Source organism: Aeromonas sp. 1HA1 (genome assembly GCF_029237385.1).
Taxonomy (GTDB): domain Bacteria; phylum Pseudomonadota; class Gammaproteobacteria; order Enterobacterales; family Aeromonadaceae; genus Aeromonas; species Aeromonas popoffii.
Window position 1 is genome coordinate 1 of record NZ_JAACGC010000037.1, and the last position, 19,905, is coordinate 19,905.

Consider the following 19,905-nt stretch of genomic DNA (forward strand, 5'->3'; position numbering starts at 1 on the left):
GAACAGGGATTGCAGGCTGGAGCTCACTCTGGGAAGGCTGGCAAACACTGCAAAGTAAACTGGACGGCTTTATTGCCGCCAAAGAGATGATGGCTTCGGGGATCAAGATCTGATCAAGAGACAGACCTAACACCTCCCAATAAGTCCCAATTAGTCCCAATTAGTGCCACCTGGATGATATCATACCCAACATCATTAGATATCTCTGCATCCTCTTCCGCATCATCAATCAGACCAATATCATTTACTGTCGACCCCAAAGTTCTTTTTACTTTTTCAATCAAACCTATCAAATATTCTTGTGGCGTATTTCCAGATATGGCGACTAGATCTGATACTGTTAGCTTTTGTATTATTTCAGGTGATTCAGCAATAATTAAAGCTCGATTGGTATCTACGCTAACAACACGACCAATATAATCATCCATATCGGTTGATATGATATTTTTAACTTCAGTCATTCCAAAACCTCCTTTATAAAAATCCCTAAAACCCACCACATTCCATCATGGACTGTTTCAGTGTTATCAATGCAAACCACTGTTTTGCTATCATCTCCCTGCAATGCAGATATTGTCATTACATTACTCATTCCACGGCATAATTTTTCCGCATTCGGACTTATATCCTTGGTTATTAATAACGCCTTTGTTCCAGTAATTAGTCTGTTTTTCAAATGCGTTTCGAGTTGTTCATCATTAAATCCATAACCAATTATTAAAATAGATTGAGCACTTTTAATAAATGCATTGGCACGTTCCCTATGATAATCAAAGGGGTGTTGATATCCGGCCCTAAATTTACTAGTGCCTGGCGTAATCATTAGTCTTTTGGCGGCTATTTTTACTTGGGATTTGAATACGCGACCATTATCTTCATACCAATCAAGTCCCCCATGAGGCTTTAATACATGCGCATGGAGTTTCTTTTTTACTGAAACCGCAGGCCTTGCACCATGCGTTTTTCGCTGTTCAATAACCGTTACCTTATCCTTTTCATCCACTGGGTTATGTGGGGAGTAATACACCCCATTGAATCCAGTTAGAATTTCCACTCCCCGCATCTCACATGCTAGCTCAATCAACCGGTCGTAATTTGGCGTGACGAAAATAATTTCGTTTTGGTTGTGTGAAAGATGTTTAATAAGAGATTCCAACTGAAGAACTTTCTTTCTTGTAAGTACGTCTTTGAATATTTTCCGTTCATCCTCACATAGCAAAGATGCAGTTTCATTTATTATGTGCGGAACCAGCATGCTGTTTTGATTAAGCTTTGACATCGCATCTTCAAACATTACGCCTGCATCAATATCGAGCTCAATTCCAAGCCACTCGTCCAGTTCCACACCGCTTACTAAGTTTGGTATTTTTACTTTTAAATGCTGCGACAGTTGCCACATGCCAGACACACCTTCCCCCAAAGATAGACCGGAACCGATTATCACCAATGGTGTTTGGGTAAAAAAACTTTGTAGCAAACGCTTAACGTTATCTTCGTCCATATTTATCTCGTAAAGCACAATAGATTAGTTCATTAATAATTTTAACGAGATTACTTCGTTTGAATGCGGGGCTCAATCGGTAATTATTAAATGTGTAAGCTAGCGAACACTTTCTATGTGAACCTGCTGGTCCAAACGCCTAAAGGTGCTTCTAATTCACCTAACAAATGAGAGTCTAGTACCCCTATCGTACAGTTATTGCCAGAACTCCGCTTAAGGGCTCCTCGCTACGCTCGCCAAACCCCGCTTCGCTTGCTCGCTTAATACTTCCTTGTTGCCCTCTGCGGGCTTGTCGGTCGCTCTGGTGATGGCTAAATGCATAGCATCGTGCATATCAGCTCATGCTATTAGGCAGGGTTGACGAACCGCAGCAAGATCCGCGCGGCAGCGGGTGCCTCGCTAAGTGTGAGTGACATGCGGCCAAGGTATGTGGGGTTTACGCGAGTGCGGGCGGGCCATGTCCCTGGGGGATTGTCTTCCATGGGTGATATTGGCTCGGCGCTGTCCCGCTAAAGCACAGGCCGACATAGTCCATGTCGTGCGCTCTATCGAAGACGCCCCGCGCCTTGCGCCGGACTCGCGACAACCTGTCATCCTCTTCGATCCCTTTACATCCTCTTCCATCCCTTCCATTCCCTTGCATCCAGCAAAGGGAGAGGTCGTCATCGGGTGACCGCAGCATGTTCCCGTTTAGAGCGATGCGGGCCGGTAAAATCAGACCTGGATGGTGACTAAGTGACGGACGCCCTGTGTCTACCCTGCTGCAGCGGCATGGACAGGCCACCCTGCTTTTATCACGCCTGATCCCGGTGCTCGGCAGCAATCTGCCTGAAGGCCCCCTCGCAAGCGAGGAAGGCATCGACCATCCCGGGATCGAAATGGCTGCCGCGCCCCTGCACTATGATGGCTTTCGCCTCTTCGTGGGTGAAGGCATGCTTGTAGACCCGTTTCGAGATGAGGGCATCGTAGACATCCGCCACCGCCATCAAGCGGCCCGAAATCGGGATGCACTCCCCGGCCAAGCCAGCCGGATAACCACTGCCATCCCACTTCTCGTGGTGGGTGAGGGAGATCTCCCGCGCCAGCCGCAGGAAGGAGTTGGAGCCGAGCTCGGCCTCGGCGCTGGCGAGTGCATCGGCCCCTATCTGGGGATGGCGCTTCATGATGGCGAACTCTTCGTCGGTCAGCTTGCCCGACTTGAGCAGGATCGCATCGGGAATGCCCACCTTGCCCACGTCGTGCAGCGGCGCCGACTTGAACAGCAGGTCTATGGTGGCGTCGTCGAGGGGATAACGCTCGGCGTCGTGGCGGCTCAGGTGTTCGGCCAGCACCTTGACATAGTGCTGGGTGCGGATGATGTGGGCACCTGTCTCGTTGTCACGGGTCTCCGCCAGCGAGGCGAGGCCGAGGATGGCCACGTCCCGGGTCAGGTTGAGCTCGTCGCGGCGCGCCTTCAGCTCGCCGATCATCTGGTTGGTGCTGGCGGCGATCAGGCCGAATTCGTCATCCCGGGTGACCGGCACCCGCGCATCCAGATCGCCGCATTGCACCTGTGCCATGGTACGCATCTGGTGCTCTAGGAAGAGGGTCAGATTGCGGCCATAGCCACGAATGATGAGCCAGAGGTAACAGAAGGTCACCCCCATCACGAAGGCAATTTCCAGCAAGATGTATTGCTGGACATCGAGCCGCGACAGGCTTCTGTCCACCGTCGCCAGCCGCTCCAGATCCTTGTTGAACAGCAGGAATAAGACGCCCCCCAGCAGCACGAGCGTGGTGAAGGTAAACAGAGAGAACTTGCGGGAAACCGGCATGGCCAGCGGCCGGGTCAGCACCAGCGAGCCCTGATGCTCCCGCTGTTTGGCCAGGTTCCAGTCCCGCGCCAGCGACAGATCCGCGGCCACCAGAAAGCCCAGGGTCGTCATCCCCAGCAGGATCTTGAGGTGGCTCGACAGCGGGAGATCAAGCATGAGGCCGCTGTAGCCCGAAAGCAGCAGCGCCCCCAGCAGGTAGAAGCCCACCTCCAGCCCGAAGCTGCTGAGCCCGCTGCCGGGCAGGACCTGTCGGCACAACACCCAATGGCGCACGGCAAACATGAGGGTGAAGACCAGCAGGGTGGGCCCCAGCAACTGGGGCAGGGTCAGGCTCTCCTGAAACGAGACCTGCAACCCGTAGAGGCAAAAGAGTGGCAGTGTCACCCCATAGTGCAGGGCGCAGCGCCCCGTGATTTTCTGCATGATTCCACCCTGACCGCTGTTTTTGGTAATGACGGCAGGGATATGCCCCCGCCCCTCACAGACGCCGCAGCAGCAGACTCCCTATCGAATAGCCAGCGCCAAACGAGCAGAGCACGCCGCGAGCCCCTGCAGGCAGGTCGCGATTGTACAGATGGAACGCGATAATGGAACCCGCCGAGCTGGTGTTGCCGTAACTGTCGAGAATGACCGGCGCCTCTTGCTGGCTGGCATCGTGCCCCAGCAGCTTGCGACCGATGAACTGGTTCATGGTGAGGTTGGCCTGATGCAGCCAGAGCCGGCTCAGGGTATCCGCCGGCCAACCCTGCTCATCAAGCTGGCCGGCTATCTGATCGCACACCAGCGGCAGCACTTCCCTGAACACCTTGCGCCCCTGCTGGCAGAACAGCTTGTCATCACCATAACGGGTGCGCGGGCTGAGCCGGTTCAGGAAGCCAAAGTTGTTGCGAATGTTGTTGGAGTACTGGGTCACCAGCTTGCTGGCCACCAGTTGCCAGGGGTTGCTGACCTTGCACCCTTCTTCCCGCTCCAGCAGCACGGCGGTACAGGCATCGCCGAAGATAAAGTGGCTATCCCTGTCACGAAAGTTGAGGTGCCCCGAGCAGATCTCCGGGTTCACCACCAGCGCCAGTTTGGCGCTACCCGCCGCCAGCATGTCGGCTGCCGCCTTGATGCCAAAGGTGGCAGACGAGCAGGCCACGTTCATGTCAAAGGCCATACCGCCCGCCCCCAGGTAGTGCTGCAACTCGATGGCCAGCGCCGGATAGGGGCGCGGCATGTTGGAGGCGGCGACGATGACCAGATCTATCTCTCCCGGCTCGCGGCCGGCGGCGATCAACGCCTGCTCGGCGGCGGCCACTGCCATCTCCACCATGATGGAGGGTTTGTCATCGGCTCGCTCCGCCAGCAGCGGCTGCATGATGTCGGGATCCAGCACCCCTTCCTTGCTCACCAGATAGCGGCTCTTGATGCCGGAGGCCTTCTCGATGAATTCGCAGCTCGAATGCTGCTTGGCAGACAGCTGGCCCGCATCGATAGCGGAGGCGTTCTCCTCGTTGTAGAGATCCACATACTGGTTGAAGGCAGCCACCAGCGCTTCGTTGCTGACGGCAAAAGGCGGGGTATACAGGCCTGATCCACTGATCACGATAGAAGTCATCTTTGCTCCTGGCCGGGTGCGTTCCCGGCTTGTTGGCTTTTTAGGGTAGAGAGGTCATTACAGCTGATCGATCGCCGCGGCGAGACCGGCCAGGGTCAGCGGATGCATGCGCCCGCCAACCAGTTCATTCATTAACTTGATGGAGGGATGCCAGAGCCACTCCCGCCTCGGAACCGGGTTGAGCCACACCAGCTTGGGAAAGTGCTGCTGCAGGCGGGCGAGCCACACCTGACCCGCCTCCTCGTTCCACTGCTCGACACTGCCACCGGGCCAGGTGATCTCATAGGGGCCCATCTTGGCATCCCCCACCACAATCACCCTGTAGTCGCTGCCGTAGGTGCGCAGCAGCCGCAAGGTATCAAAACGCTCCTCGGCCCGGCGGTTGTTGTCTTGCCAGACGAAGTCGTAGAGACAGTTGTGAAAATAGAAGTACGCCAGATGCTTGAACTCGTGGCGCAGCGCCGAGAAGAGCCGCTGCACCTCGGCCACGTGGAGATCCATGGAGCCCCCCACATCGAAAAAGACCAGCAACTTGACGCCGTTGTGGCGTGCCGGCCTCAACTTCACATCGAGCCAGCCCTGCCGGGCCGTGCTCTGGATGGTGTCGTCGAGATCCAGTTCGTCCGGGTTGCCCTGGCGCACCCAGCGCCTGAGCTTGCGCAACGCCAGCTGAATGGCACGCTGCCCCAGCGGCGAGTCGTCGCTGAAGTTGCGATAGTGACGCGCCTCCCACACCTTGGCCGCCTTGCCGTGCTGGCTCTCTCCCCCCATGCGGATCCCTTCGGGGTGAACACCACCGTGGCCGAACGGGCTGCTGCCTCCCGTGCCCACCCATTTGTTGCCGCCGGCGTGGCGACCTTTCTGTTCGCTCAAGCGCTGATTGAGGGTTTCCAGCAGCTTGTCGAACCCGCCAAGGGATTGCAGCAGCGCTTTTTCTTCCGGGCTCAGCAGCCGTTCAAACTCCTTGCGCAACCACTCATCCGGCAGGGTCTCTGGCAACAGGGGCGTGGCCTGCAGGCCATCGTAATAGTCGGCAAAGGCGCGATCGAAGCGATCGTAATGGGCCTCGTCTTTCACCAGCAGGCAGCGGGCGAGCTGGTAGAACGCATCCATATCGAGAGTGACCAGCAGGGCGGCCAGCGCTGCGTGCAAGTCCAGCAGTTCGCGCAGGCTGCACGGAAGCTTGTGGCGGCGCAGGTGGGTAAAAAAATCGATCAGCATGAGTTAGCTGCCGCGACGCGCCAGAAAGGCCAGCTTTTCAAACAGATGCAAGTCCTGTTCGGTCTTGAGCAGAGCGCCGTAGAGGGCAGGCACCAGCTTGCCAGGCGCGCGGGTGCGCATCGCCTCGGGGGAGATGTCGTCGGCCAGCAGCAGCCGGATCCAGTCCAACAGCTCGGAGGTGGAGGGCTTTTTGCGCAGCCCATCCACTTCGCGCAACTCGAAGAAGAGCGCCATGGCCTCGTCCAGCAGCGCCGCTTTCAGGTTCGGATAGTGCAGATTGACGATGGCCTGCATCTCGGCCTTGTCGGGGAAGCGGATGTAGTGAAAGAAGCAGCGGCGCAGGAAGGCGTCCGGCAACTCTTTTTCATTGTTGGAGGTGATGATGACCACGGGACGCTGGCGGGCTTTGACTCGCTCGCCCGTCTCGTAGACATCGAACTCCATCCGATCCAGCTCCAGCAGCAAGTCGTTGGGAAATTCGATGTCCGCCTTGTCGATTTCGTCGATGAGCAGCACGGGCCGCTGCTCGGCGGTGAAGGCTTGCCACAGCTTGCCCTGGCGAATGTAGTGACTGATCTCCCCCACTCGCGGATCGCCAAGCTGGGAGTCACGCAGCCGCGCCACAGCATCGTACTCATACAACCCCTGCTGGGCCTTGGTGGTGGATTTGATGTGCCAGGCGATCAGCTGGGTACCGAGCGAGCTGGCCACAGCTTCGGCCAGCTCCGTCTTGCCTGTGCCGGGTTCACCTTTGATAAGTAACGGTTTTTCCAGCACTATTGCCGCATTGACCGCCATCTTTAGCGCCTCTGAGGCGAGATAGCGATCGCTTCCTGCAAATCCCATAACGTCCATTCCTTTGACGACAAGAGACCTTTTGGAGACTGAGGCCTCAGTAAGAAAGAATAAGCTCTATATCTTGTAATAACATATTGTTATAACAAATCGTCACTTCTCATTCAGAAACCACAGGGTAATCTTGTTTCATCGCCGTAACAAACAGGGATAGCACCATGAGCAAAATTTTTGAGGACAACAGCCAGACCATAGGTCACACCCCGCTGGTTCGACTCAACCGTGTTACCAAGGGCCGCGTACTGGCCAAGATTGAGAGCCGTAACCCGAGCTTCAGCGTCAAGTGCCGCATCGGCGCCAACCTGATCTGGGATGCCGAGAAACGCGGCGTTCTGACCAAGGGCAAGGAGATCATCGAGCCCACCAGCGGTAACACGGGTATTGCTCTGGCTTTCGTGGCCGCCGCTCGCGGTTATCCCATCACCCTGACCATGCCCGCCACCATGAGCCTGGAGCGCCGCAAGCTGCTCAAGGCGCTCGGCGCCAATCTGGTGCTGACCGAAGGCCCGCTGGGCATGAAAGGCGCCATCGCCAAGGCCAACGAGATCCTCGAATCCGAGCCGGGCAAATATGTCCTGCTGCAACAGTTTGAAAACCCCGCCAACCCGGAAATCCACGAAAAGACCACGGGACCCGAGATCTGGGATGCCACCGATGGTCAGGTGGATGTGTTCGTGGCAGGCGTCGGCACTGGTGGCACCATTACCGGTGTCTCCCGCTATCTGAAACAGACCAAGGGCAAGGCCGTGGTCTCGGTGGCCGTCGAGCCGAGCGAGTCACCCGTGATTAGCCAGCGTCTGGCCGGTCTTGAAATCAAGCCGGGTCCTCACAAGATCCAGGGCATTGGCGCCGGTTTCATTCCGGGCAACCTGGACCTGACCCTGCTGGACCGTGTCGAACAGGTAAGCAGCGATGATGCCATCGAGATGGCCCGTCGCCTGATGGAAGAGGAAGGGATCCTGGCCGGGATAAGCTCGGGGGCTGCCGTCGTGGCCGCCGCCCGTCTGGCCGAGTTGCCGGAATTTGCCGACAAGACAATCGTCGTCATACTGCCGAGCGCCGCCGAACGTTACCTCTCCAGCGCCCTGTTTGCCGGGGTGTTCAGCGAGCAAGAACTGCTGCAGTAGGTGATCGCATTCTTTCAGAACAACGGCGCTCCCAGGAGCGCCGTTTTTTTATGAGCTAGACTGAGCAGGTGGTAGCGCCACTCGGTCCCTTATTTTTTGGGGTAAAATAACAAGCTGGCGGACGACAAAAAAAGCAGACATTCTGTGATAAATCTCATATCCTGTGCGGCGTCACGAGGTATTTGCCGACTAGGTATCACAAAGTAACAAAGTGTTATTTTTCGTTAAAAAATAATTTCAAGCCAGTATTTATGCGGCTTGTAGCGCGATAACGAAAAAGAGTTTAGGCAGACACCGAATACTGCACAGAAAATTGACCTGGATTAAACCATTGCAGGTCTGATTTCGTTACTTTACAACATATCCATACTGACACGGTGAGATAAGGAAGCGTCAAAAGCATCCATCTCTCCAAAAAATATCAATAATATGGGGTGAAACCATGTACGAGAAGTCTGTTGTTATCACTGCTGAAAACGGTCTGCACACCCGTCCGGCAGCTCAGTTCGTGAAAGAAGCCAAAGAATTCCAAAGCGAGATCACTGTGGTCTCCGGTGGCAAATCTGCCAGCGCCAAGAGCCTGTTCAAGTTGCAGACCCTGGGCCTGACCAAAGGCACCAACGTGACCATCCAGGCCGATGGCCCGGACGCTCAGAAAGCCGTTGAGAAGCTGGTTGCCCTGATGGACGAGCTGGAGTAATCCAGCTTTATTCCTCCCCCACAGTCGTTTTAATAGGAAGGATTATGATATCTGGCATTCTTGCGTCCCCCGGTATCGCATTCGGTAAGGCGCTTCTTCTTAAAGAAGATGAAATCGTTATCAATCAGGGCAAGATTTCTGCTGACCAGATTGACGCCGAGATCAACCGCTTCCTCGAAGCCCGCACCAAGTCAGCTGTCCAGCTGGAAGCCATCAAAACGATGGCTGGTCGTACCTTCGGTGAGGAAAAAGAGGCCATCTTCGAAGGCCACATCATGCTGCTCGAAGATGAGGAGCTGGAAGGGGATATCAGATCCTTCATCAAAGACAACAAGGCCACCGCTGATAAGGCCGTCTACGAAGTCATCGAGCAATACGCCAAGATGATGGCCGATCTGGACGATCCCTACCTGCGCGAGCGCGCCACCGACTTCCGTGACATCGGCACCCGTCTGGTAAAAAACGTGCTGGGTATCGCCGTTGTCAACCTGAGCACCATCGACGAAGAGGTCATCCTGGTCGCCAAAGACCTGACCCCGTCTGAAACCGCTCAGATCAACCTGAAATATGTGCTGGGTTTCGTTACCGATATCGGTGGCCGTACCTCTCACACTTCCATTATGGCCCGCTCACTCGAGCTGCCTGCCATCGTGGGCACCAATGACATCACCGAGCGTGTCAAGAACGGTGACATGCTGGTACTGGATGCGATCAACAACCAGATCATCATCAACCCGACCGCCGAGCAGCTGACGGAAGCCAAACAGTTCCAGGCCCAGTTCCAGGCCGAGAAGGACGAGCTGGCCAAGCTGAAAGACCTGCCTGCCATCACGCTAGATGGTCATCAGGTCGAAGTGTGCGCCAACATAGGTACCGTCAAGGATACCGAAGGTGCCATCCGCAATGGCGCCGAAGGCGTGGGTCTGTACCGTACCGAGTTCCTGTTCATGGACCGTGACGCGCTGCCGACCGAAGACGAGCAGTTCAAAGCCTATAAAGAAGTGGCAGCGGCCATGCCGGATCAGCCGATCATCGTCCGTACTATGGACATTGGCGGCGACAAAGAACTGCCTTATATGAATTTCCCGAAAGAGATGAACCCCTTCCTGGGCTGGCGTGCCGTGCGTATTTTCTTCGATCGCGAAGACATCATGAACGCTCAGCTGCGGGCCATACTGCGTGCGTCTGCCTTCGGCAAACTGCGCATCATGTTCCCGATGATCATCTCTGTCGAAGAGTTCCGTAGCCTGAAAGCCACCGTAGAGACGCTGAAAGCCGAACTGCGCACCGAAGGCAAAGCCTTTGATGAATCCATCGAAGTGGGTATCATGATCGAGACTCCGGCTGCTGCCGTGATGGCTCATCATCTGGCTAAAGAAGTGGATTTCTTCAGTATCGGTACCAACGACCTGACCCAGTACACCCTGGCTGTCGACCGTGGTAACGAGATGATCTCCGCCATGTACAACCCGCTGTCACCCTCCGTCCTGACGCTGATCAAGATGGTTATCGACGCTTCCCATGACAATGGCAAGTGGACCGGTATGTGTGGTGAGCTGGCTGGTGACGAACGCGCCACACTGCTGCTGCTGGGTATGGGTCTGGATGAGTTCTCCATGAGCTCCATCTCTGTACCGCGTATCAAGAAGCTTATCCGTAACACCAACTTCGAAGATGTGAAGGCAATGGCTGACCAGGCATTGAGCTATGCAACTGCCGCCGAAATCGAAGCCTGTGTAGATAACTTTATTAAGCAGAAGGCAGTCTGCTAAGATCGGCTGCAAACAGCGACAATCATCTCTAGGAGCTTTTAATATGGGTCTGTTTGATAAACTGAAGAAACTGGTTTCCGATGATAGCTCTGATACCGGCGGCATCGAAATTTTTGCCCCGCTGTCAGGGGAAATCGTGCCGATCGAAGATGTGCCTGACGTTGTCTTCGCCGAGAAGATCGTCGGCGACGGTATCGCCATCAAGCCGGCTGGCAACAAGATGGTTGCGCCGTGCGATGGCACCATCGGCAAGATCTTCGAGACCAACCATGCGTTCTCGCTGGAATCCGACTCAGGTATCGAGCTGTTCGTTCACTTCGGTATCGACACCGTTGAACTGAAAGGTGAAGGCTTCAAGCGCATCGCTCAGGAAGGTCAAAAGGTCAAGCGCGGTGATACCATCATCGAGTTCGATCTGGCTATTCTGGAAGCGAAGGCCAAGTCTACCCTGACGCCGGTTGTCATCTCCAACATGGACGAGATCAAAGAGCTGATCAAGATGACCGGTGCAGTGACTGTGGGCGAGACCCCGGTGATCCGCATCAAGAAATAATGCGCTCTGGCTATTGCCAGTGACAGCAACGAAAAACCGAAGCCAAGCGCTTCGGTTTTTTTATGGGGCCATGCTGACCATTGACGCCTGCCAGGTGTGTAAACCCACCCGGTTACGCCCCTGTGCCTTGGCCTGATTAAGGGCCCGATCAGCCACCAGCAACAGGTTATACAGGCTCTGCCCGGCAACGTTGGCCTGCTTGAAGTGAGCGATATCGCACAGGGTCACTGACAGCGGTCGCTCCCACCACCACGCTGCGCGTCGCACGCGACATGGGGTAAACCATCACGCTCACCTCGACCCCGTCATCCAGCGCGGCTATGGCCTTGACCAGATCGATGAAGGGACCGCTCCCATCGGAATCGATGAGCCCCGGCAACAGCCCCAGATAGGCGGAAAAGTGCGATGGATGTTCAGGCTCTGCCGCAAAGAGACGATCGCTGCCACTGCCAGCCACGCCAAGCAGAATGGCGCCCAATATGAACAGCTGCGCAGCTCCCAACCCAAGATGTTTCATGACCAGACCTTCATCCGCACCGCCGTTACGAGGAGCATAGCCTCGCGCAGAGGGGTGCCTGGCCAGGCACCGCCTGAGAGCTGAGAGTAAAATGTTAAAAAGTTATCGAGATCAAAGTTTTGTCGAACAGGGCTTGTAACATGGGGTTGGATGCAAAGAGGTCCGGGTACAGGAAGCGAGCCCGGATGGATAAAAAAGTGATGCAATGAGCTCCCCGAGAAGGACATGAACATGTTGAAAAATACCGAACAACGTTATGGCAGTCTGAGTATCGGCCTGCACTGGCTGACCCTGCTGCTGATGATTGCCGTCTACGCCCTGATGGAATTCAGGGACATCTTTCCCAGGGGCTCGGCCGGGCGCGACCTGATGAAGGAGTTTCACTTCATGGTGGGCTTGCTGATCCTGGCGCTGGTCGTGGCACGGCTGCTGGTGCGTTTCAGCGGCCCCTCACCCCGCATAGTGCCCGAGCAATCCCCTCTGATGCACAAGCTGGCTCAACTCGCCCATCTTGCACTGTACGGTTTTCTGATCCTCACCCCGCTGCTGGGCTGGCTGCTGCTGAGCGTGGGCGGTAAACCCATCCCTTTCTTCGGGTTCGAACTGCCCGCCCTGCTCGCGCCTAATGATGGCTTGAGGGGAACGATAAAGGAGCTGCACGAGACGCTGGCCAACATAGGCTATGCCCTTATCGCCCTGCACGCCGTTGCCGCCATCTATCACCACCATGTGCTCAAGGACAACACACTGACCAATATGCTGCCCAAGCGCCGCAGTTAAACAACGAGGGGCGCGCTGGCGCCCCTTTTTACGCCTGTTTTGCCGCCACCTCCGGCACATCAATGGCCTTGGGTTTCCCCTCGGGTTGCAACTTCTTCACGTTCCCCTTGCTCTGGCCAGAGACAGCGTTGCTATCTTCCTGAGCTTGGGATTGCCCGATGAACTGGCCTCCCTTTCGAATGGAAAGGCTGCCACCTTTGAAGGTCCCCTTCATCTTGCCACTTTCGAGGATCTCCACCTCCGTCGATGCGCAAGTGCCATCCAGGGTGCCATTGATGGTGACATGGGCGGCGGTCACCTCTCCCTCAACGCGGCCCCCCTCCATGATGCGAACTGTTCCCCCGCTGACCAATAAGGTTCCGATGAACTGCCCATGCACATCCAGATTGCCTTCCACTTGCAGCTCACCCGTGAATCTGGCTCCCTGTGCAATCACTGTCATTGCCACACCCGATACCGCAGATACAGACTCATTGCGCTTTCGTCCAAACATTCTGACTTTCTCCACCATTAACATCAGCGCCATCACTAACAGCGGCACTACGGGTAATTTGTAATATGCAGATCCCAACACATAGAGCAGCAACGCCAGGCCCCAGCAGAACCAGATGACATAAAGCGCATCACCTCGTTTTCGCATTGCGATGCGACATAAGACCCTTTCAGGTACAACCGTCATTGACCATTCCCTCTTGCGGGTGCATGGATTCAAGACCGGGGTCATGACCCCTGGTTATCTCTTTTCCCGCAATATGCGGGCATGGACCTAGATCAAGCGACCATATTGCGAAAACTCTGAAACAAAAAAGCCCCGCCATCTGGCGGGGCCGCAGTCCCTCAACGGAGTGAGTCAGGATTCAGGGCAGCACCACCCGGCTTTCGCCGCCGCCCAGAGCGTCTACCCGAATTTGCACGCCGATCCGCTCCACCAGGGTCTGCACATGGGAGATGACGCCTATCTGGCGACCGGCCGCCTGCAGCGAGTCCAGGCTGGATAGCGCAAGATCCAGGCTGTCCGGATCCAGGGTACCGAAGCCCTCGTCAATAAACAGCGACTCGATCTGGGTCTGATGCGACGAGAGGCTGGAGAGGGCCAGCGCCAGCGCCAGCGACACCAGGAAGCTTTCGCCGCCGGAGAGGGAGTCCACCGATCGCACCTCATCTCCCATATCGAGATCCACCACCTGCAGCGCCAGATCCGTGCCGGGTACCCGCTCCAGTCGATAGCGCGGCGACAGCTCGCCGAGCTGGGCATTGGCCTCCAGCAGCAGGCGCTCCAGGGTGAGGCTCTGGGCGAAGGTGCGCAGCTTGGCGCCGCTGGCGGAGCCGATAAGCTCGGACAGCTGCTGCCAGTGATCCGCCACCGCCTGCTGGCGGCTCAGCTCCTCTTGCAAGGAGCCCGCCTTGAGGGCAGCCGCCTCGGCCTGGGCCAGGGTGCTCTTGCACTGAAACAGTTGCTCTTCCAGCTCGCGGCAATGGGCCTCGCTGGCCCCCAGGCGCAGACCAAGCTCCTGCACAGAGAGGGCGGTCAATTCGCCATGATGCTCGCGATAACGCGCCAGCTTGGCCTCCTCCAACGCCAGCGCCCGCTGGCGTTCGGCCAGCCGGGTGCGAGCCTCGGCCAGGGCGTCGTCCAGATGCTGCAAGGCGACCCGGCGAGACTTGAGCTCATCCGGACCCATCGCCAGCAGCCGTCGCAGATCATACTCGGCAATGCCCAGGGTAGTGGCGTGCGCCGCCCAGCGGCCCAGCACCTCGCGCCGGCGACGGCTGCTCACCAGCTTGTCCTGCTCAAGGTGAGCCAGCCTGGCCTTGAGCTCGGTCTGCTTCTCCCTGGCCATCCGCAACGCGGCCACCGCCTCCTCGAGCTGGCTGGCGGCATGCAACAGTCGCTGTTGCCATTCGCCTTCGACCTCGGCGATGACGCGCCCTCCCAGACAGGCCTCGCGGCTGGCGAGCAACCCCTGGCGCTGCAACTCGGCCTCTTTGTAGTCGCGCTCCAGCTTGTGCAGCAACTCGTTCTGGCTCTGCACCCGAGCCTCCTGCGCGCTCACGCCCGGCGTCAGGCTCGCAAGTTCGCTGCCCAACTGCTCCCACTCGCGCTGTCCCTGCAAATAGGCCTCGCAGGTCTGCTGCCATTCGAGCCACTGCCGGCTGCCGAGCCACTGGCGCCAGGGTTCGGCCCCCATCTGTTCATCGAGTCGCGCTTCCCCCTGCACCAGGCGCTGGCGCAGCGCGACCTCCTGCTCGGCCAGCGCTTTTAGCTCGGCCTCCCACGCGATCTTCTGCCGCTCGGCCTCCTGCCACTGCTGTTCGAACTGCTGATGACGGGCCGTCAACTGGGTCAGCTGATTGCGCAGCCCCATCAACATCTGCTGGCCTTGCTGGGCCTGTTGCAGCTGTCGCTGTCCGGCCACCAGACCCAGCTCCAGAGTCTCTCCCTGTGCCAAGAGATGCGCCAGCAGATCTGCCCACTCCGCCGGACTCTGACGTAGTGGCAGCCCGTGCCCCAACAGGGTATTGCCGCCCAGTTGCAACCAGCGCTGGGTCAGCTGTTCGGATCTCGCCTCAAGCTCCGGCTGGCGCTGCTGGCTGGCGACAAGCTGACGGGCCAGTTCAACCCGTTCGCTCTCCCCCTGAATATATTGGTGATTGAGCCGCTCCCACTCGAGCTCCAGCTGACTGGCTCGATCGGCCAGCTGGGCCAGTATGCCAGCCACCTGCGGCTGGCTCTGGCGATAGGGGTGCTCCTCGGCGCCGCAGAGCGGGCAGGGGGAGCCATCGCTCAGCACGTGACGATACTGCTCGAAGCTGGCCACGGCGCGGGCCTGCTCCAGGGCATGGCGCGCCTCGCCACGCTGGGTGGCAAGCCGTTCCAGCGCCGGCACCAGCTCATCGCGCTGACCGGCCAGCCGGTGCAGATGCTGCTCGAGCAGCGCCATCTCTTGCAACAAGCGCTCCTGTTGCTCGCTGTGATTGCGGCCCGCCTCCGCCAGCTCCAGCAGTTGCTGCACCCGCGCCAGCTGCTCGGTCTGGGCCTGCCGCTGCTCCTGCGCCTTGGCAACCTGACCATCCCACTCCTGCGCCTGCAACTGATCATGCTGCTGTTGCAGCCGTGTGCGCTCCTGCTGCCAGCCGTCCCGCTCCTGCTGACCCTGCTCCAGCCGGCTGTTGAGATCGCGCAGGGCATGGCCCTTGTGCTCACGGCTCTGCTGCAGATGTTGCAGCTGATCCCGACCCTCTGCCCAATCCTGCATGGCCGCCAGCAAGGGTTGCCACTGCCGCGCCAGCGGCGCCAGCGCCTTGCGCTCATCCAGCCAGCGTGCCCATTGCTGGCGCCGTGCCTCGAGTGCCTGCACCCGGCTCGCCTGCTGTTGCCACTCCTGCTGCAGTGCCAGTTGCAAGGTACGCGCCTGCGCCCCCTGCTGCTGGACGTCCTGCAACTGGCTGCCCTTCTCCCTGATGCGGGTATCGAGCTCCTGCGCCCGCTTGAGCTCGGGTTGCAACGCCCCCCATTCACGCTCGGCGGCTATCTTGTCGGCCAGCAGGTGCTGCTCGCGCAGCGCGACCTGCTGCTGCGCCAGTTCAACCTGTGCCAATTCAGGCCCCAACTGGCCGATAAGCTGCTCCTGCTGCTGCACTTCCAGGGTAAGACGCGCCAGCTCGTCGTGATCGGCGCGGGCCACCTGGGCCTGCTCGGCGCGGGTAAACTCCTCCCGCTCGGGAGCGGCCAGGGCGTGAGCCGCTTCTGCGGCAGCCAGGGCCGCCTGCCCCTCCTGACAGGCCAGCAGCTGGGCGGCGATGCGATCGTTGAGATCGCGCAAGTCCTGCAACAGCTGGCGTTGCTGCTGCTCGTGCTTGAGACCGGTGGAGCAGCCCAACTGCCGGGCGACCCACTGCTCGCGGGTCGCCTCGTCCATCAGTGCCACGTCGCCGAGCCGTTGCCCGATGGCGGCCAATTTTTGCTGCTCCTCCCGCGCCCGCTCATGGGTCTGGATGGAGATAACGGAGTAAAGCTCGGTGCCAGTCATGCGTTCGAGCAGGGCGGAGCGCTCGTCGGCACTCGCCTTGAGAAACGCGGCAAACTCCCCCTGAGGCAGGATCACGGCGCGGCGAAATTGCTCCCAGGAGAGCCCCACCAGCTCATCGATGCGATCCTGCAGCTCCCGCTTGCTGCCGGAGAAAACCTGCCCGCTCGCCACGTCAGTCAGGCTGCGTTCCTGAGCCTGAAAGCGCCCCTCCGAGCGATTACGGGCCCGCCGCACCGCCCAGCGCGCCAGCCAGATCCGGCCATCACAGCCGCGAAACTGCACCTCGGCACAGCCGCTGGCGTGGCCACGGCTGAGGATGCCGCGCACGTCATTGGCCTTGAGCTTCTCCTCGTCATCCGCTCGGCCCACCTCGGCCACGTGCTTGCGATTGGCGATGAAGCGCGGCATCTCGTCGTACAGCGCCAGACAGATGGCATCGAGCAGGGTGCTCTTGCCCGCGCCCGTGTTGCCGGTGATGGCAAACAGACCGGCGGCGCCAAGCGCCCCCTTGGTAAAGTCGATGGTGAAGAGCCCGGTCAGACTGGCCAGGTTTTCACCCCGAAGGGACAGGATCTTCATATGCCGGACTCCTTCACCTGTTGCAATATCTCTTCAAACGAGGCCACCAGCTCGGCCTCGGGTTCACCGTCAAACTGACGCTGATAGCAGAGTCTGAACACCTCTGTGGGGGAGAGCTCATCCAGCCTGCGCTGATGGGAGCCATCGGCCAGCCCCTGCCCGGATCCCAGATAACGGGTGCTGATGCGAGCCAGACGCACGGGTTTGCCCACCAGCGCCGCCAGAATGCGCTCGCGGATGCGGGCCTCGGGTTTAGGCAACAATAGTCGCACTTCGAGGAAGGGCTGGGCTTCTTGTTGGCAAGCAGGTAGCGTTAGCGCCTCGATGGCCTGGATCGCCCCCTCCAGTTCGCTCTCGGGCAGCCGGATCATCTCCACCGCGCGGGGTACCGGGATCCGCTCCACCCCGGCCAGTTTCCCCCCCGCAAAGGTCACTTCCAGCACCTGATGGTTATAGTTGGCCTCAGCGAGCGAGAGCGGCAACGGCGAACCGCTGTAGTGCACCCCTTCGGCCGGGCTCTGGGCCAGATGCAGGTGCCCGAGCGCCGTGTAGTCGGCAGCGGCGAAGATGTCGGCTGGCAGGGCATGCTGGTTACCGCCGAGCACCCGCCGCTCGGAGAGCTCGGAGAGCTGGCCCGCCGCCAGATAGGCGTGGCCCATGGCGATCAGCGCCTGATCGGGCTCGCAGCGCGCCCGCCCGGCACTCAACACCTCCTCATAGACCTGGCGAACCCCCTCAATCAGCCGATCCTGCCCCTCTGCCAACGGCTCCACCCGCAGGTCGCTACTGCGCAGGAAGGGGACGGCAGCGCACCAGGCGACCAGCTTGCCTTCCCTGTCTTGCAGCGGTACCAGCAGGCGTTCGGTCTCAAGCTTGCCATCACTATCCCGGCTGATGCTGCCCACCAGATGCAGATCAAAGGCCCGCAGCAGCTCGTGGGGCGCATCCAGCTTGGAGGGTGAGTCGTGATTGCCGCCGATCAGTACCATGTTGAGGCGGGGCATCTCGGCCCGCAGTCTCGCCAGGAAGCGATAGAGCTGCTGCCAGGCGCTCGCGGGGGGATTGGCGGTATCGAACAGATCGCCCGCCACCAGCAGGGCGTCGATCTGACGCTGCTTGAGGGTGTCGGTCAACCAGTCGAGAAAAACGTCGTGTTCAAAGCGGCGTTCATGACCATGGAGTTGGTGGCCAAGGTGCCAGTCGGCGGTATGCAGGATCTTCATGAGAAAACGGCTCGAAATGGGGGAGAGGTGCCCACGGCACCCAATGGAGACAAGATGAGGATACGCCACCCTTTTTTCAAGCAAAACAGGCCGGTGGCGTCAGATCAGGCGGACTCGCAGCACATCTTGTACTGGGGATGACCGGTGAGGGGATCAAACTCCTCCCGCTCTATCACGAAGCCGCGGCGGCGGTAGAAGCGCACCGCCTGTTCGTTCTCCACAAACACCCGCGCATGCAGCCTGGCTCCCTGCAACTTGGCCTCCTGCAACAGGGCATGGCCAACGCCGCGCCCCTGGCGGTCAGGGCGCACAAACAGGGCCGCGAGGTAATCATCCGCCAGTGCCATGAAGCCGAGCAGCTCGCCGCGCTCCTCGAAGACCCAGATACGGGCCCGCTCGAGATAACGGGTGCGCAGATCTTCCTGGGCCTGCCACCAGCAGGAGGCATCAACGAAATCGTGGGCCTGCAGGGAGGCCAGCAACCAGATTTCGACGATCTCATCCATGTCCTCGGACCGACTCGGCCTCAACATATTTGCATCCTTGTTAACAATCTGAACACTCGCAGTCTAGGAGAGTTTGATGACAGGATTGGGGCGAATATGACTCCCTGTGAACTCGATCGCCCTTTATTTAGCGAGAATGATTGGCTGATCACAAAGCGCCTCTCTAGTACAATGCCCGCCGGACAATCTATGAGACCGAGGACGCCATGTGGTTTAAAAACCTGCAGATTTATCGCTTTACCCGCCCCTTTGACCTGACAGTGGATCAGCTGGAAACCCAGCTCGAGGCCTGTGCCTTCACCCCTTGTGGCAGTCAGGACATCTCCCGGTTCGGTTGGGTCAAGCCCCTTGGCAAATTCGGCTCGACCCTGACCCACTCCGCCTCCGGCCACATCCTGCTCTGCGCCCGCAAGGAAGAGAAGATGCTGCCAGGTTCCGTGGTCAAGGAGATGCTGGCGGAGAAGGTAGAAGCGATCGAATTCGAGCAGGGCCGCGCCCTCAAAAAGAAAGAGAAGGAAGCGCTGAAGGAGGAGATACTCCACACCCTGCTGCCCCGTGCCTTCAGTCGTACCAGCCAGACCTTCGCTTGGATCAATCCGGCCGACAATCTGATGGTGGTGGACGCAGGCTCCGCCAAGAAGGCGGACGATCTGCTGGCGCTGCTGCGCAAAAGCATCGGTACCCTGCCGGTGGTGCCGGTGGCCCTCAAGAACCCGCCCGAGATCACCATGACCGAGTGGCTGAGCGAGGGCAATCTGCCCGCCGCCTTCGCGCTGGAAGATGAAGCCGAGCTGCGCAGTGCCATGGAGCACGGCGGCATCATTCGCTGCAAGCAGCAGGATCTGATGACGGATGAAATCAAGAACCATCTGGCCAATGACAAGCTGGTGACCAAGCTGGCCCTCAACTGGGGCGAGACCCTGAGCTTCGTGCTGGGGGACGACCTCTCCATCAAGCGCCTGAAATTCAGCGAAGAGCTGCGCGAGCAGAACGACGACGTCACCAGCGAAGATCCCGCCGCCCGTCTGGATGCGGATTTCGCCCTGGTGACCGCCGAACTGGCCCAGTTCATCCCGGCGCTGTTTGCCGCCCTGGGTGGCGAAGAGCAGTCCATCTAAGCTCGCTT

17 protein-coding genes are annotated in these 19,905 nt (G+C 58.7%); 6 read left to right on the plus strand and 11 right to left on the minus strand.

Going from position 1 to position 19,905, the window contains the following annotated elements:
- Nucleotides 1-113: 113 nt before the first annotated feature.
- From GWQ22_RS12600 to GWQ22_RS12625, 6 genes are all read right to left on the minus strand, one after another.
- Complete coding sequence (locus GWQ22_RS12600) at nucleotides 114-461, minus strand: hypothetical protein (protein WP_275930510.1); 348 nt, start codon at nucleotides 459-461, stop codon at nucleotides 114-116.
- The gene (locus tag GWQ22_RS12605; RefSeq protein WP_275930511.1) at nucleotides 458-1,501 is read right to left on the minus strand and encodes an SIR2 family protein; all 1,044 of its coding nucleotides are present in this window, start codon (nucleotides 1,499-1,501) and stop codon (nucleotides 458-460) included. Before GWQ22_RS12605 ends, GWQ22_RS12600 begins: the two co-directional genes overlap by 4 nt.
- 794 nt (nucleotides 1,502-2,295) lie before the next feature.
- Nucleotides 2,296-3,738 carry an HD domain-containing phosphohydrolase gene (locus GWQ22_RS12610; protein WP_275930512.1) on the minus strand — a complete coding sequence of 481 codons (1,443 nt, stop codon included), beginning with the start codon at nucleotides 3,736-3,738 and terminating at the stop codon, nucleotides 2,296-2,298.
- Between the two features lie 55 nt (nucleotides 3,739-3,793).
- Nucleotides 3,794-4,915, minus strand: coding sequence for a beta-ketoacyl-ACP synthase III (locus GWQ22_RS12615; RefSeq protein WP_275930513.1), 1,122 nt, complete (start codon nucleotides 4,913-4,915; stop codon nucleotides 3,794-3,796).
- A 57-nt stretch (nucleotides 4,916-4,972) separates the two neighbouring features.
- Entirely contained in the window at nucleotides 4,973-6,136 is a 1,164-nt protein-coding gene (locus GWQ22_RS12620) for a VWA domain-containing protein (protein ID WP_275930514.1), read from the minus strand.
- 3 nt (nucleotides 6,137-6,139) lie between these two features.
- The gene (locus GWQ22_RS12625; RefSeq protein WP_042036319.1) at nucleotides 6,140-6,982 is read right to left on the minus strand and encodes a MoxR family ATPase; all 843 of its coding nucleotides are present in this window, start codon (nucleotides 6,980-6,982) and stop codon (nucleotides 6,140-6,142) included.
- Between the two features lie 167 nt (nucleotides 6,983-7,149).
- Between GWQ22_RS12625 and cysK the strand changes: the two genes are divergently transcribed.
- From cysK to crr, 4 genes are all read left to right on the plus strand, one after another.
- Nucleotides 7,150-8,118, plus strand: coding sequence for a cysteine synthase A (gene cysK / locus GWQ22_RS12630; protein ID WP_042036320.1), 969 nt, complete (start codon nucleotides 7,150-7,152; stop codon nucleotides 8,116-8,118).
- A 442-nt stretch (nucleotides 8,119-8,560) separates the two neighbouring features.
- Nucleotides 8,561-8,818 carry an HPr family phosphocarrier protein gene (locus GWQ22_RS12635; protein ID WP_005303128.1) on the plus strand — a complete coding sequence of 86 codons (258 nt, stop codon included), beginning with the start codon at nucleotides 8,561-8,563 and terminating at the stop codon, nucleotides 8,816-8,818.
- A gap of 44 nt (nucleotides 8,819-8,862) precedes the next feature.
- Nucleotides 8,863-10,590 (plus strand): phosphoenolpyruvate-protein phosphotransferase PtsI, encoded by a 1,728-nt coding sequence (gene ptsI / locus GWQ22_RS12640; RefSeq protein ID WP_108536303.1) that lies wholly within the window; start codon nucleotides 8,863-8,865, stop codon nucleotides 10,588-10,590.
- Between the two features lie 43 nt (nucleotides 10,591-10,633).
- On the plus strand, nucleotides 10,634-11,143 hold the full coding sequence (gene crr, locus GWQ22_RS12645; protein WP_042871003.1) for a PTS glucose transporter subunit IIA: 510 nt from the start codon (nucleotides 10,634-10,636) through the stop codon (nucleotides 11,141-11,143).
- A 166-nt stretch (nucleotides 11,144-11,309) separates the two neighbouring features.
- On the opposite strand, the gene GWQ22_RS12650 is transcribed toward crr, so the two are convergent.
- Nucleotides 11,310-11,660: a hypothetical protein gene (locus GWQ22_RS12650; RefSeq protein WP_249126759.1), complete on the minus strand. Its 351-nt coding sequence runs from the start codon at nucleotides 11,658-11,660 to the stop codon at nucleotides 11,310-11,312.
- Nucleotides 11,661-11,891: 231 nt separating this feature from the next.
- Between GWQ22_RS12650 and GWQ22_RS12655 the strand changes: the two genes are divergently transcribed.
- Entirely contained in the window at nucleotides 11,892-12,440 is a 549-nt protein-coding gene (locus GWQ22_RS12655) for a cytochrome b (protein ID WP_275930515.1), read from the plus strand.
- Nucleotides 12,441-12,468: 28 nt separating this feature from the next.
- On the opposite strand, the gene GWQ22_RS12660 is transcribed toward GWQ22_RS12655, so the two are convergent.
- The 4 genes from GWQ22_RS12660 to GWQ22_RS12675 form a co-directional block, all read right to left on the minus strand.
- On the minus strand, nucleotides 12,469-13,119 hold the full coding sequence (locus tag GWQ22_RS12660) for a polymer-forming cytoskeletal protein (protein ID WP_042036327.1): 651 nt from the start codon (nucleotides 13,117-13,119) through the stop codon (nucleotides 12,469-12,471).
- 178 nt (nucleotides 13,120-13,297) lie between these two features.
- Entirely contained in the window at nucleotides 13,298-17,050 is a 3,753-nt protein-coding gene (locus GWQ22_RS12665; RefSeq protein ID WP_275930516.1) for an AAA family ATPase, read from the minus strand.
- The gene (locus GWQ22_RS12670; protein ID WP_275930517.1) at nucleotides 17,047-18,273 is read right to left on the minus strand and encodes an exonuclease SbcCD subunit D C-terminal domain-containing protein; all 1,227 of its coding nucleotides are present in this window, start codon (nucleotides 18,271-18,273) and stop codon (nucleotides 17,047-17,049) included. Before GWQ22_RS12670 ends, GWQ22_RS12665 begins: the two co-directional genes overlap by 4 nt.
- 104 nt (nucleotides 18,274-18,377) lie before the next feature.
- Entirely contained in the window at nucleotides 18,378-18,806 is a 429-nt protein-coding gene (locus GWQ22_RS12675) for a GNAT family N-acetyltransferase (RefSeq protein ID WP_212514361.1), read from the minus strand.
- 179 nt (nucleotides 18,807-18,985) lie between these two features.
- On the opposite strand from GWQ22_RS12675, the gene rdgC reads away from it, so the two are divergent.
- Complete coding sequence (rdgC, locus tag GWQ22_RS12680; RefSeq protein WP_212514362.1) at nucleotides 18,986-19,897, plus strand: recombination-associated protein RdgC; 912 nt, start codon at nucleotides 18,986-18,988, stop codon at nucleotides 19,895-19,897.
- Nucleotides 19,898-19,905 lie beyond the last annotated feature (8 nt).